This window comes from Burkholderia sp. Ap-955 (assembly GCF_011753045.1).
In the GTDB taxonomy this organism is placed as follows: Bacteria; Pseudomonadota; Gammaproteobacteria; order Burkholderiales; family Burkholderiaceae; genus Burkholderia; species Burkholderia lata_D.
The window spans coordinates 1-12,845 of sequence record NZ_VWWH01000007.1; the positions used below are offsets into that span (position 1 = coordinate 1).

Annotated in this window: 12 protein-coding genes and 1 pseudogene; 8 read left to right on the plus strand and 5 right to left on the minus strand. The window is 67.6% G+C overall.

Going from position 1 to position 12,845, the window contains the following annotated elements; translation table 11 throughout:
• The 3 genes from F3J15_RS06185 to F3J15_RS06195 form a co-directional block, all read right to left on the minus strand.
• The coding region (locus F3J15_RS06185) for a dihydroxyacetone kinase subunit DhaK (RefSeq protein ID WP_205190704.1) at positions 1 to 508 on the minus strand (508 nt) is incomplete at its 3' end.
• A gap of 245 nt (positions 509 to 753) precedes the next feature.
• Positions 754 to 1,854: a sigma 54-interacting transcriptional regulator gene (locus F3J15_RS06190; RefSeq protein WP_166888788.1), complete on the minus strand. Its 1,101-nt coding sequence runs from the start codon at positions 1,852 to 1,854 to the stop codon at positions 754 to 756.
• A complete protein-coding gene (locus F3J15_RS06195; RefSeq protein WP_240158719.1) occupies positions 1,851 to 3,083 on the minus strand; it encodes an acyl-CoA dehydrogenase family protein in 1,233 nt (410 codons plus the stop codon). The genes F3J15_RS06190 and F3J15_RS06195 overlap by 4 nt, the downstream gene beginning before the upstream one ends.
• Positions 3,084 to 3,101: 18 nt before the next feature.
• Here F3J15_RS06195 and F3J15_RS06200 point away from each other — a divergent pair, with 18 nt between their 5' ends.
• From F3J15_RS06200 to F3J15_RS06220, 5 genes are all read left to right on the plus strand, one after another.
• Entirely contained in the window at positions 3,102 to 3,512 is a 411-nt protein-coding gene (locus F3J15_RS06200) for a hypothetical protein (RefSeq protein WP_166888772.1), read from the plus strand.
• 186 nt (positions 3,513 to 3,698) lie between these two features.
• Complete coding sequence (gene msuE / locus F3J15_RS06205) at positions 3,699 to 4,259, plus strand: FMN reductase (protein ID WP_041492695.1); 561 nt, start codon at positions 3,699 to 3,701, stop codon at positions 4,257 to 4,259.
• A gap of 36 nt (positions 4,260 to 4,295) precedes the next feature.
• Entirely contained in the window at positions 4,296 to 5,399 is a 1,104-nt protein-coding gene (sfnG, locus tag F3J15_RS06210; protein ID WP_166888791.1) for a dimethylsulfone monooxygenase SfnG, read from the plus strand.
• 174 nt (positions 5,400 to 5,573) lie between these two features.
• The gene (locus F3J15_RS06215; RefSeq protein WP_166888794.1) at positions 5,574 to 6,803 is read left to right on the plus strand and encodes an SfnB family sulfur acquisition oxidoreductase; all 1,230 of its coding nucleotides are present in this window, start codon (positions 5,574 to 5,576) and stop codon (positions 6,801 to 6,803) included.
• A gap of 23 nt (positions 6,804 to 6,826) precedes the next feature.
• Positions 6,827 to 8,275 (plus strand): APC family permease, encoded by a 1,449-nt coding sequence (locus tag F3J15_RS06220; RefSeq protein WP_166888796.1) that lies wholly within the window; start codon positions 6,827 to 6,829, stop codon positions 8,273 to 8,275.
• 74 nt (positions 8,276 to 8,349) lie between these two features.
• On the opposite strand, the gene F3J15_RS06225 is transcribed toward F3J15_RS06220, so the two are convergent.
• The gene (locus F3J15_RS06225) at positions 8,350 to 9,894 is read right to left on the minus strand and encodes a PLP-dependent aminotransferase family protein (protein WP_240158716.1); all 1,545 of its coding nucleotides are present in this window, start codon (positions 9,892 to 9,894) and stop codon (positions 8,350 to 8,352) included.
• An 88-nt stretch (positions 9,895 to 9,982) separates the two neighbouring features.
• On the opposite strand from F3J15_RS06225, the gene F3J15_RS06230 reads away from it, so the two are divergent.
• Positions 9,983 to 10,765, plus strand: coding sequence for a sulfite exporter TauE/SafE family protein (locus F3J15_RS06230; RefSeq protein WP_089448987.1), 783 nt, complete (start codon positions 9,983 to 9,985; stop codon positions 10,763 to 10,765).
• 97 nt (positions 10,766 to 10,862) lie between these two features.
• Positions 10,863 to 11,168, plus strand: a pseudogene (locus F3J15_RS06235) (epoxide hydrolase N-terminal domain-containing protein); the annotation flags it as partial.
• A gap of 51 nt (positions 11,169 to 11,219) precedes the next feature.
• On the opposite strand, the gene F3J15_RS06240 reads toward F3J15_RS06235, so the two are convergent.
• A complete protein-coding gene (locus F3J15_RS06240; protein WP_166888799.1) occupies positions 11,220 to 11,867 on the minus strand; it encodes a LysE family translocator in 648 nt (215 codons plus the stop codon).
• Between the two features lie 110 nt (positions 11,868 to 11,977).
• On the opposite strand from F3J15_RS06240, the gene F3J15_RS06245 reads away from it, so the two are divergent.
• Positions 11,978 to 12,829 (plus strand): LysR substrate-binding domain-containing protein, encoded by an 852-nt coding sequence (locus F3J15_RS06245; protein ID WP_166888803.1) that lies wholly within the window; start codon positions 11,978 to 11,980, stop codon positions 12,827 to 12,829.
• Positions 12,830 to 12,845: the final 16 nt, after the last annotated feature.

Here is a 12,845-nt window from a genome sequence, read left to right on the forward strand (position 1 = left end):
GCCCGCGCGCGGCGGCCGCGCCGGCGAGCTTGTGGATCAGCACGGTGCCGGCGATCCCGCGCCGCTGGCCGCGCTCGACGCGGCCGCGCAGCGACACGTCGTCGGCGACGATGACCGTCTCGACCGGAATGCCTTCGGCGCGCGCGAGTTCGGCGGCGAGCCCGAAATTGAGCCGGTCGCCCGTGTAGTTCTTCACGATCAGCAACGCGCCGTTCGGGCCGGCGCTGGCGCGGATCGCGGCGAGTACGGCGTCGGTGGACGGCGACGTGAACACTTCGCCGCAGACGGCTGCGCTCAACATCCCTTCGCCGACATAGCCGCCGTGTGCGGGCTCGTGGCCGCTGCCACCGCCTGAGAGGACGGCGACGGGGCGCTGCGCGGGCTCGGGCAGCGGCTGGCGGACGAGCACGTGCTCGTCGCCGAGGATCGCGACATGCGGCGACTGCCGGGCGATGCCTTCGAGCATTTCTCGCACGACATCGGACGGGCGGTTGACAAGCTTTTTCATGGCGACGGGTTCCGGACAAGTGAGCGAGGCTCGGCCGGGCCTACACGGGCGCCGGACGGCCTTTCGTGTTGCGGAGGATCGTGCGGGCGCTGTCGCCGGGGGCGGGCGGTCATGTAATGGATGACCGTCCGCACGGGCGAAGCGAGGCGCACGCTTCGCGCCACGATACATCAGGTTTGAACATTGATGCGCGGATCACAGCGCGATCGCGCCGGAGCGGGGCAGCGGTGCGCCCCCATACGTGGCTACTTCATCGCCGCAATTTCCTTCGCGCGAATCAGCCGTGCGCGCAGCACGTTGCGGCTGATGCCGAGCAGCCGTGCGGCCTGGATCTGGTTGCGGTGGCTGAATTCGAACGCGACGCGCATCACGGTGTCCTCGATGCGTTCGAACAGGTTGCCGTGATCCTCGTCGAACAGGTCGCGCAGCGCGCGTTCGAGTGCGGCCTGCGCGCCGGCGGCCGGGTCGGGTTCCTGCGCTGGCGTGCGCACGGCGGCCGTCGGCACACCCGGCGGCGCGATATGCAGATCGGCCTCCTGCAGCGAATCGTGTCGGCTCACGAGCAGCGCGTGATGGATCACGTTCTCGAGTTCGCGGATGTTGCCCGGCCAGCCGTGTGCCTCGAGCCGGCGCTCGGCGCGCGGGTCGATGCTGCGCGGCCCGTAGCCGAGGCGGCTCCGGTAGTCGTCGAAGAAGTGGCGCGCGAGCGGCAGGATGTCGCCCGGGCGCTCGCGCAGCGTCGGCACCGCGAGCTGCACGACGTTGAGCCGGTAGAACAGGTCGCCGCGAAACTGCCCGTGCGCGACGGCCTGCTGCAGATCCACGTTGGTCGCGGCAACCACGCGCACGTCGATCGGCACGCCCGTGCGCGAACCGAGCCGCACGACCTCGCGCTCCTGCAGCACGCGCAGCAGCTTGACCTGCATCGACAGCGGCAGGTCGCCGATCTCGTCGAGAAACAGCGTGCCGCCGTTCGCGGCTTCGAACCAACCGGGCTTCGCGCTGAACGCGCCGGTAAACGCGCCTTTCTCGTGACCGAACAGTTCGCTCTCAACGAGTGTCTCGGAGAAGGCGCCGCAGTTCACCGCAATGAACGGCCCGTTGCTGCGGCGGCTGAGGCCATGCACGTGACGCGCGATCAGTTCCTTGCCGGTGCCGGTCTCGCCGACGATCAGCACGTTCGCGTCGCTCGGCGCGACCAGGCGAATCCGGTCGAGCAACGCGACCGAGCGCGGATCGACGAACACCTGCGCGCGGGCACGAATGGATGTCGCGAGCGCGGGCCGGTCGGGCAGCGTGAGAACGGGCGCGGCGTCGGGCCACGCATCGGAAGGAGTGTGGTTCACGAGTAGAAGCCCGGCGTCGGATAGGTTCGCTTGAGCGCCCATTCGCCGATCTCGCGAATCTTGTACGCGAGCGGGTCGTGGAGCGTGTGGGTGCGCAGGTTGCGCCAGTGCCGGTCGAGCCGCAGCGCGCCGTGCGTCGCGCGTGCGCCGGCGACGTCGAACATCCGCGTGCAGAGATCGAGCCCGGTGCGCGCGGCCGACACCTTCGCGGCGGCCGTGGCGAGCGCGACCTGGCCGCGCTCCGCATGGGTGAGCGCCGCGTCGCGCGACCATGCGTCGTCGAGCCGGTCCGCCGCGCGGTCGGCGAGCACGCGCGCGGCTTCGAGCCCGACCCAGAATTCGCCGTACTGGCCGAGGATGTACGGATCGTCGCCGGTGCTCGCGACCTGCGCGCCGGGCCACGGCCGTGCCTCGTGCAGCGTGTAGTGCCGCGCGTCGTTGAACGCGGCTTCGGCGATGCCGAGATACACGTTCGTCAGCACGAGCTGCGCGACGAGCGGGCGCAGGCACGCGAACGGCGTCGACAGCGGGCCGGGGTCCGTCAGCAGTTCGTGATCCTCGACGCGCACCTTCTCGAACGTGACCGTGCCGCTGTCGGTCTGGCGCTGGCCGATGTTGTTCCAGTCGTCGGCGATCGAGATGCCGCTGCGCTGTGTCGGCACGGCTGCGATCAGGAACGCGCGTGTGTCGGCATCGTGCGCGGACGCGATCAGCATCTGTGAATCGAGCGCCCCCGAGCAAAAGCTCTTCTGGCCGCTGAATTCATGCCACGCGCCGCGTGAGCGGCTGACCGTGCGCGCGTCGAGCGGATTCAGCGCATTGCCCCAGAACCACTGCTGGCGTGCAGTGCGCTCGAACCACGATTCCCACTGCGCGGGCGCGCCGAATAGCCGCACGGTCGCGAGCATCAAGTGGTGGAAACCGAACACGTGCGCGAGCGAACTGTCGGCGGCCGCGAGCACGCGGACGACGTCGAGCGTCGTGCGCCAGCTCGCGCCGAGGCCGCCGTAGGCGGACGGGATGCTCAGCGCGAGCAGGCCGCTGTCGCGCAGCTGGTCGCGCTCGGCCTTCGGCGTGCCGCCCTGCTGGTCGCGTTCGGCCGCGGTGCGTGCAAAGCCGGCCGCCAGACGCTCGGCGGTTTGCACGGCGTCAGGGGGCGCCGGTTCGTCGCGGGACGGCGCGACGACGCGCAGGCCTTCCGCGCGGGGCGATACGGAAATGGATGTCATGGCGATGAATGCGTCGGGTTGCTGCACGAAAACGGTCAGGCCGCGGCGGGCGTTGCTGGCCGGGTGCTGCGTGATCAGCAGAGTGTTCAACGTTTTGCGCAACGCGGGAAACATCGATTTCTGATAACCAATGCGGGATTGCTGCGCTGGACGCAGTCGCGCACGGCAAGGTCGCGCGGCGCGGCGATCGGCGGCACGCAAGGCGACGATGCAGCAGCCATTGCGGCGCTACTGCAAGGGAGAGACGCGTCGCGCCGGCGCGTGAACGCGAAAAGCGGGCGCCGATGCCGCCGATGGACGCCGCGCGCCTGCCGGAATCCGTGTCGAAGCGGAAAAACACGCCTGCCGCACACCGCGCTGCTGATCACGCAGCAGCGCATCAGCAGCGTTGTTTCCCCGAGTTCATCGCACTGGGGAATATGGTTGTGATGCGATGGCTGGCACGCTTATCGACGGGCGGCGAACAACGGGGATGCCGTGACGGGCCGTCGATCGTTATGAATTTCGTCATGCAGACGATCGTTTTCCCTCTCGATCATCGAAATGGCACGCTCCTTGCTGATCCATGACGTGACGGGTGCGTCGGCATCCGACTCGACAATGGGAATGCAACCGATGAGCAATGCAATCAACGTGGTCGCGATATCGGGCGGCCTGCAGCGGCCGTCGCGCACGCTGGCGCTGACCGACGCGATCGTCTCGGCACTGGGCGCCGCACTGCCGATCGAAACACGGCTGATCGAACTCGGCGAGATCGGCGGCCGGCTGGCCGGCGCGTTGACGCGCGCGCAGGTGCCGGCCGACCTCGATGCGCAGATCCGCGCGATCGAGACGGCCGATGCGCTCGTCGTCGCGAGCCCCGTGTATCGCGCGTCGTACACAGGCCTCTTCAAGCACCTGTTCGACCTCGTGCATCACGAAGCGCTGATCGACGTGCCCGTGCTGCTCGCGGCCACCGGTGGTAGCGAGCGTCATGCGCTCGTGATCGATCATCAGCTCCGTCCGCTGTTCAGCTTCTTCCAGGCCCGCACGCTGCCGATCGGCGTGTATGCGTCCGAAAGCGATTTCGACCAGTACCAGATCACGAACCCGGCGCTGCGCGCGCGTATCGCGCTCGCCGTCGATCGCGCGGTGCCGCAGCTGCGCCCGCATGCGCTTTCCGTCGCGGCCGCGTAGGCCGCCTGCGTTTTCTCTCCCGACCAGGACACACTCATGAGCCATCCCGACCCTTCCGCCGACGGCGTCAAGTTCGCCTACTGGGTGCCGAACGTCAGCGGCGGCCTCGTCGTCAGCACGATCGAGCAGCGCACCGACTGGAGCCTCGAATACAACCAGCAGCTTGCGCGCACGGCCGAGGCGGCCGGCTTCGACTACGCGCTGAGCCAGATCCGCTTCACGGCCGGCTACGGCGCCGAATACCAGCACGAGTCGGTGTCGTTCAGCCAGGCGCTGCTGCATGCGACGACGAAGCTCAAGGTGCTGGCCGCGATCCTGCCGGGGCCGTGGCATCCGGCCGTGGTCGCGAAGCAGCTCGCGACGATCGACCACATCTCGAACGGGCGCATCGCGATCAACGTCGTGAGCGGCTGGTTCAAGGGCGAATTCACCGCGATCGGCGAGCCGTGGCTCGAGCACGACGAACGCTATCGGCGCTCGAAGGAATTCATCCAGGCGCTGAAGGGCATCTGGACGCAGGACAACTTCACGTTCAAGGGCGACTTCTACCGCTTCAACGACTACACGCTGAGCCCGAAGCCGGTGCAGAAGCCGCATCCGGAGATCTTCCAGGGCGGCAGCTCGCGGGCGGCGCGCGACAACGCGGCGAGCGTGTCGGACTGGTACTTCACGAACGGCAATACGCCGGAGAACCTGAAGGCGCAGATCGACGACATCCGCGCGAAGGCGGCGGCGAACAATCATCGCGTGCGCATCGGCGTCAACGCGTTCGTGATTGCGCGCGATACCGAGGAAGAGGCGAAGGCCGTGCTCGACGACATCATCCGGCACGCGCACGTCGAGGCCGTGCATGCGTTCGGCGATGCGGTGAAGCAGGCCGGCAAGGCCTCGCCTGAAGGCGAGGGCAACTGGGCGAAGTCGACGTTCGAAGATCTCGTGCAGTACAACGACGGCTTTCGCACGAACCTGATCGGCACGCCGCGGCAGATCGCCGAACGCATCGTCGCGCTGAAGGCGATCGGTGTCGATCTCGTGCTCGCGGGGTTCCTGCATTTCATCGAGGAAGTCGAGTACTTCGGCCAGCGCGTGCTGCCGCTCGTGCGCGAACTCGAGGCGCAGCAGCAGGCGGTTGCCGCGTGATGCGGAGGCCGGTGTGCGGTGGGCAATCACGCATGCCGCGCGCGGGCCGACCGAACGGGTGACATCGGCCGCTCTTGCGGGTCATCCAGGTTCGACGTTTCGGATATCGAAACAGGAGGCTGGCGGAGGCTTCGCGGCGCCGCCAGCCGGTTCATGAGTTTTGCCGGAAATCACATGTCTACGGAATTCATCGAAGAAAACGTACAACCGCACGCGGGCGCCACACCCGTTCCCGTCATCGGCTCGGATGCCGAGGCACTCGACGTCGCGCACCAGGTCGCGGCACGACTGGCCGAGCAGGCCGCGTTGCGCGACCGCGAGCGGAAGCTGCCGTACGACGAGATCGAGCTGTTCTCGTCGAGCGGCCTGTGGGGCATCACCGTGCCGCGCGAATACGGTGGCGCGGAAGTATCGAACGTGACGCTCGCGGAAGTGATCGCGATCGTTTCGCAGGCGGACCCGTCGCTCGGCCAGATCCCGCAGAACCATTACTGCCTGATCGAGGACATCCGCCTCGAAGGCAGCGATGCGCAGAAGCGCTTCTTCTTCGATCTCGTGCTGAAGGGTACGCGCTATGGAAACGCGTTCTCCGAAGCGGGCGGCAAGAACGTGCTCGACATCCAGACGCGCGTGCGTCGCGACGGCGACGCGTTCGTGCTGAACGGCCGCAAGTTCTATTCGACCGGCACGCTGTTCGCGCACTGGATTCCGGTGCTCGCGCTCGACGAGTCGGACCAGGCCGTGCTCGCGTTCGTGCGGCAGGGCGCGCCGGGGCTGACCGTCGTGGACGACTGGAGCGGCTTCGGGCAGCGCACGACCGCGAGCGGCACGGTGATCGTCGAGAACGTGCGCGTGAGCCCGTTCGAAATCTTCCACACGCAGCGTTCGTACGACCGCCCGACCTTCGCGGGCCCGTTCGCACAGATCACGACCGCCGCGATCGACCTCGGCATTGCGCGCGCCGCGCTGCAGGACACGATCGCGTTCGTGCAGCAGCATGCGCGCCCGTGGATCGACAGCGGCGTCGAACGCGCGAGCGAAGACCCGCTGACGGTCGCGCAGATCGGCGACATCGCGTACCGCGTGCACGCGGCCGAAGCGCTGCTCGCGCGCTCGGGGCGCTTCGTCGACGCGGCGAAGCGTGCGCCGAGCGAGGAAACGGTCGCGCAGGCCGCGATCGCGGTCGGCGAGGCGAAGATCGCGACGACCGAGGTGTCGTTGCTCGCCGCGAGCAAGCTGTTCGAGCTCGGCGGCAGCAAGTCGACGCTCGCGAAATACAACTTCGACCGCCACTGGCGCAACGCGCGCGTGCATACGCTGCACGACCCGGTGCGCTGGAAGTATCACGCGATCGGCAACTACTACCTCAACGGCGTGAAGCCCGCGCGCCATTCCTGGAATTGACCGGCTCCTGACGAGACAAATCGATGAATCATCCAGCCAGCACCGCGCAGGTATTGCCTGCGCAACATGCCGTGCCGCAGGCAGGCGGCCTGCGGCGCAACTATCTGAGCCTGCCCGAGCTGATCGCGCAGTCGATCGGCCTCGTCGGCGTGTCGGGCGGGATCGGCGTACTGATCCCCGCCGTCTTCGCGACGGCCGGCAACGGCACCTGGCTTGCCTACCTGTTCGCGATCGTCGCGCTGCTGTTCGCGTCGTGGAGCATCTCGGTGTTCGCGCGCGACTCGGCGTCGCCAGGCGCGCTGTATGCGTACGTGTCGGCCGGCATCGGGCCGGTCTGGGGCGCGATCTGCGGCTGGTCGCTGCTGATCGCCTATGCGGTGGCCGCCGCAGGCATCCTGCAGGGGACGATCAACACGTTTCTGGTGCTGGGCCGCGAGACCGGGCTGCTCGGCAGCGCGACGCCGTTCGGCGCGGTGCTCGGGCTGACGGTCGTCACCGCGTTCGCCGCGTGGTACATCGCGTTTCGCGACATCCGGCTGTCCACGCGCTTCACGCTGTTCGTCGAACTCGCGACGCTGCTGCTGATCGCCGTCGTCGTGATCGGGACGATCGCGTTCGGCGGGCATCCGGTCGATCGCGCGCAACTGACGCTGGAAGGCGTGAAGCCGACGCAGCTGCAGCTCGGGATGGTGCTCGCGTTCTTCAGCTTCACGGGGTTCGAGAGTGCGACCGTGCTCGGCGCGGAAGCGCGTGACCCGTTCCGCGCGATTCCGCGCGCGGTGCTGATCAGCGTCGTCGGGCCGGCGATCCTGTTCGTGATCGGCGCGTACGGGATGGTGAGCGCGTTCCACGGGCAGACGCCGCCGCTCGATCAGGTCGACGGCCCGCTCGCGGTGCTCGCGCATCGGCTCGGGGCCGGCTGGGTCGGCGTGCTGATCGACGCGGGCGTGGCGTTGAGTTTCTTCGCGGCGTTCTTCTCGTCGATCAATGCGGCGGCGCGGATCGTCTATACGTTCGGGCGGCAGGGCGTGCTGCATGCGTCGACGGGCCAGGCGCACGAGCGGAATGCGACGCCGCACGTCGCGGTGGCGCTGATCACGGTGCTGGCGCTGGCCACTGCACTGGTGTTCACCGCGCGCGGCACCGCGCTGCTGGATTCGTATGGCTATCTCAGTTCGATCGCGACGTACGGCTGGCTGCTTGCGTACGTGCTGGTGGCGATCGGCGCGCCGCTTTACCTGCGCCGGCAGCGCAGGCTGCGTGCGCGGCATGTGGTGATCAGCGTCGTGGCGGTCGTGCTGCTCGCGATTCCGCTGGCCGGCAGCGTGTATCCGGTGCCGGCGGGCGTCTATGCGTGGCTGCCTTATGTGTTCGTCGCGCTGCTGGTGATCGGGCTCGGGTGGTTCGTGGTGCTGCGCGTCCGGTTTCCGGAACGGTTGCGCGAGCTGGAGGCCGAGCTGCTGACGAAGTGACGGCGGTGACGGCTTGATATTGATCCGGATACCGAATCAGGCGGGCGATGCGCACCGACGCATCCGCGCGCCGCTCACTCGGTCGCGTCGAAATCGTCCTCCCGGCCGTTCAGCATCGCGGTCAGCGTGCGCAGGCCGGCATCGAGCTGATCCATGCTCGGCGCGGCCAGTGCGAGCCGGACCGCGTTCGGCGCATGGCCGGACGACACGGCGAAGGTGGTCGACGGCGTCAGCCCGATGTCGCGCCGGGCCGCGGCTGCGACGAGGGCCTGCGAACGCCAGTGCGCCGGCAAAGTCAGCCATAGGTGATAGCACTTGCCATTGGTCCGGACATCGAAACCCGCCAGACGCTCGATCGCCAGCGCCTGACGCGCACATGCGTCGATGCGTTTCAATCTCGCGAGTTCGGCCACGGTGCCGTCACGCGTCAAGCGCTGAGCGGCTGCAAACGCGAACCCGGAAGCGGTCCATCCCCCCGAGCGTACCGACGCCATCACGCTTTCGCGCAGCCGCGGCGGCGGCACGATGAAGCCGAGGGTCAGGCCAGGCGTGACCCGCTTGGACAGGCTGTCGATCACGATGCAGGCGTCCGGGGCGAGTGCGGCCAGCGGCGGCTCGTCGCCGAGAAAGCCGTACACGTTGTCTTCGATGACCGGTATGTCGAGCTTGTCGACGACACGCAGCAGGTCGGCGCGGCGAGCGGCGCTCATCGTCGTGCCCAGCGGATTCTGGATGGCTGGCTGAACGTAGATCGCCGACAGCCTGGCCTCGCGGTGGGCCTTTTGCACGGCGTCGGGCCGAACGCCGTTTTCGTCCATCGCCAGCGGCACCAGCGAGATCCCCAGCTTGGCCGCGATGCCCTTGATGAACGGGTAGGTCAGTGCCTCAACGCCACAGCGCCCGCCGGTCGGCACGACCGCGGCAACGGCCGCGGCGATGCTTTGCCGCCCGTTGCCGGTAAACACCAACTGGTCGGGCGACGGGGCCCATTCATGCTGCGCCAGATACGCGGCGGCAACGCTTCGGATGGCCGGGGTTCCGGTACTCGTCGCTTCGCGTAACGCGGTGTCGAGCTCTGCAGGTCGGTGCAATCCGCGCAGGCTTCTGGTGATCAACGCGGTCTGGGCCGGGACGGTCGGGTAGTTGAACTCGAGATCGATCCGAACGCCGCGCGGCTCGCCCGGCGCAGCGGCCCCGCGTCGCGTCTCACCCGACACGAAAGTGCCTCGGCCGACTTCGCCGACCACCAGGCCGCGCCGTAACAGTTCCGCGTAAACCCGTCCCGCCGTCGATGCGGCGATCGCATGCTGGTCGGCGAAATGACGCTGCGGAGCCAGGCGGTCGCCCGGCCTGAGCGTCCCGTCGGCAATTTGGGCGGCGATCGCGTCGGCCAACTGCAGATATTCGGAATTCGACATGGATTGCACCGATAACAATGGATATTGCACCGAGGTCAATGTTTTAATTGCACTGAGATAGGCGGCGGTGCATTCTGCTTTCATCAAGTCGATTGTACCGGGGCTGAAATGCTTGTGCGGCCCATGCGGCCGGCGGTGCGTTGGCGTGCCGCATCGCCCCGGCACCTCATTGGAGAAACAGCATGCGTGCAACGCGTTCAACCCGAATCCATCGTGCGGCGATGCCGCCCATGCGACCTGCTCCGTGGCTGTCCGCCATGCCGCAATTCGAACCGGCACGGAGGTCGTGATGGCGACCCCTGCTGCGATGGGCGTGCACTTGACGCTGGCCACGATCCTGATCGCGTTTGCCGGCGTGTTCGTGATCGCGTTCATGCGCGGCGCGTTCGGTGGCGGATTCGCGATCATCGGCATTCCGCTGCTGTCACTCGTGATGGACCCGGTGACGGCCGGCGGCTTGCTCGCCCCGTTGTTCATCGCGATGGACCTGTTCGCGCTGCGGTACTGGAAGCCGTCGACATGGTCGAAGCCCGACCTCGTGCTGCTCCTGCCGGGGCTGGTGATCGGTATCGGGTTCGGCTACCTGGCTTTCCGCTTCCTCGACCATCGCGCCATCGAGCTTTTGATGGCGGTGGTCACGCTGGTCTTCGTCGGGCTGTGGGTGCGGGGCGGCGCGCAGCCGACGGTTCGTCCGCGTTCGTCGCCGAAGGCCGTCTCGGCCGGTCTAGCGTCGGGCGTCACGACGATGGTCGCGCACTCGGGCGGGCCGCCGCTCGCGATGTATCTGCTGCCGCTCGGCCTCAGCAAGGAGATGTACGCGGGAACGACGAGCCTGTTCTTCACCGTGGGCAATGCGATCAAGGCGGTGCCGTGGCTGCTGATCGTGCAGCCGACCGCGAACGTCTGGGCGTTGATGGCGGTGTGCCTGCTTGCCATTCCGGCCGGCGTGGTGTTCGGCTGGCGGCTTCACGGCAGGCTCGACCAGCGCCTGATCTACCGGAGTTGCTACGGATTGCTGGCGGTGACCGCATTGAAACTGCTCTGGGACGGCGTTTCCGGCTATCTCGCGTAAAACCGGTGCGCGGCTGGCCTGGTTCCGGTTCCCGGTTCTCATGGGTGGCCACAAATCAGTAGTACTGAGATGAAAACCCTCGAAAACGGGAGCATGCATGCCAATCGATATCATTCCGCCGGCACCGTCGCGGCGTCGATTCATGGGCGCCGCGACGGCCGCCATGGCGGGTTCGCTGAGTCGCCTTGCTTTTGCAGAAGCGGAAACGGCGCAGCCTGTCGCGGGCATTGCCCGATCGGCCGGCGGCGCCGGGGCCGCCGTGCGTCCGCTGCGGGTGCATGCGACGGACGCGCAGCTCGTCGATTTGCGGCGACGGATCGACGCGACGCGCTGGCCCGAACGGGAAACGGTCGCAGATGCATCGCAGGGCGTGCCGCAGGCGCTTTCGCAAGCGCTGCGCCGTGTTTCCGCGCGCTGCGTTGAACGGCATCCGCGCGATGGCGTGATTGGCGCACTATGCCATGCCCGCCATCCTTGAAGCATCGACCACCATCTGCACGCCGAGCCCGCCGAGAATGAGCCCCATCGCCCAGCGCTGTGCGAGCAGCAGCGTCGGGCGCCCGTGCAGGAACGTCGCGATGCTGCTCGAACAGATCGCCACCAGCCCGTTCGCGGACACGAACGCGACGATCAGCAGCGAACCGAGAAACAGCGATTGCCCGAGCACGCTGCCGTTCCGGTAGTCGATGAACTGCGGCAGCAACGAAATGAACAGCATCGCGAGCTTCGGGTTCAGCACGCTGGTCGTTGCGCCCATCGCGAGCAGCCGAAGCGGGCGCTCGCTCGGCAATGCCCGCACCTCGAACGGCGAGCGGCCGCCGGGCCTGACGGCCTGCCACGCGAGATACAACAGGTATGCGGCGCCGACCACGGCCAGCCCGCTGCCTGCATAGGGCACGCTCATGAACAGCGTCGTGATCCCGAACGCCGCACCGAACATGTAGAACAGGTAGCCGATCATCACGCCGCCGAGCGAGATGAGCCCCGCGGTGCGACCTTGCGCGATCGAGCGCGACATCACGTAGACCATGTTCGGCCCGGGCGTGACCGCGAGCATGCCGCCGATGACGAGAAATCCGTAGAGCGATCCGGACGTATGCATGTCTGAAGATTCCTGCAACGAGTGAGGGCTGACGGGATTCATTGTCCGACCGTGGAGGAGAACAGTAAAACGGGATAAACTGAATCGATTAATCAGTTTTTCTGAATACAATGAAAAAGCTCGACCTCGATGTGCTCGCGATGGTGGTGGCCGTGGCGGAATCCGGATCGTTCGCGCAGGGCGCGCAGGCCGTGCACCGGTCGCCGTCGGCGGTGAGCATGCAGATCAAGGCGCTGGAAGACGCGCTCGGCAAGCCGCTGTTCATCCGCGACACGCGCAACGTGACGCCGACCGACGACGGCATGATGCTTGCCGAGTACGGCCGCCGGATGCTGGCGATGCGCGACGAGGCATGGGCGTCGGTCGTGCGCCCGGAGGTCCGCGGCCGCGTGACGATCGGCGTGCCCGACGATTACATCTCGTCGCTGCTGCCGCAGGTGCTCGGCAAGTTCGCCGCGATGCATCCGCGCGTGGAAATACGCGTGATTGGCCAGCCGAGCAGCGCGCTCGTGCCGATGTTGAAGGACAACACGGTCGACCTCGCATGCCTCACACGGATCAAGGGGGTGACCGGCGAGCTGATCCGGCTCGAACCGCTCGTCTGGGTCGGGTCGCCGAAGCGCAATGTGTGGGAAGAGCGGCCGCTGCCGGTGGCCTTTTTCACGCACGGCGGCAGCATGGCGCGCGATCACGCGGTCAAGGCGCTGAACCGGCGGAAGATCCCGTACCGGATGTCGTACGAGAGCCCGAGCCACCTCGGCCTGCTCAGCATGGTGGAGGCCGGGCTCGCGGTCGCGCCGCTGGCGCGCTGCTGCATTCCCGATCATCTCGTGCAGCTGTCGGAGAGCCACGGGCTGCCGCCGCTCGGCGAAATGGAGGTCGTGCTCGCACGCAGCGCGCAGTCCGCGCGCCCGCCGTGCGACTACCTGGCCGAGCAGATTCTCGGTGAATGGCGCACCTGAGCGGCCCGCCACCGGC

Excerpts from the sequence above, each read along its gene's own strand:
- F3J15_RS06195 (WP_240158719.1), bottom strand. The coding sequence starts at position 3,083 with ATGACATCCATTTCCGTATCGCCCCGCGCGGAAGGCCTGCGCGTCGTC.
- msuE (WP_041492695.1), top strand. The coding sequence starts at position 3,699 with ATGAGCAATGCAATCAACGTGGTCGCGATATCGGGCGGCCTGCAGCGG.
- sfnG (WP_166888791.1), top strand. The coding sequence starts at position 4,296 with ATGAGCCATCCCGACCCTTCCGCCGACGGCGTCAAGTTCGCCTACTGG.
- F3J15_RS06215 (WP_166888794.1), top strand. The coding sequence starts at position 5,574 with ATGTCTACGGAATTCATCGAAGAAAACGTACAACCGCACGCGGGCGCC.
- F3J15_RS06220 (WP_166888796.1), top strand. The coding sequence starts at position 6,827 with ATGAATCATCCAGCCAGCACCGCGCAGGTATTGCCTGCGCAACATGCC.
- F3J15_RS06230 (WP_089448987.1), top strand. The coding sequence starts at position 9,983 with ATGGCGACCCCTGCTGCGATGGGCGTGCACTTGACGCTGGCCACGATC.
- F3J15_RS06240 (WP_166888799.1), bottom strand. The coding sequence starts at position 11,867 with ATGCATACGTCCGGATCGCTCTACGGATTTCTCGTCATCGGCGGCATG.
- F3J15_RS06245 (WP_166888803.1), top strand. The coding sequence starts at position 11,978 with ATGAAAAAGCTCGACCTCGATGTGCTCGCGATGGTGGTGGCCGTGGCG.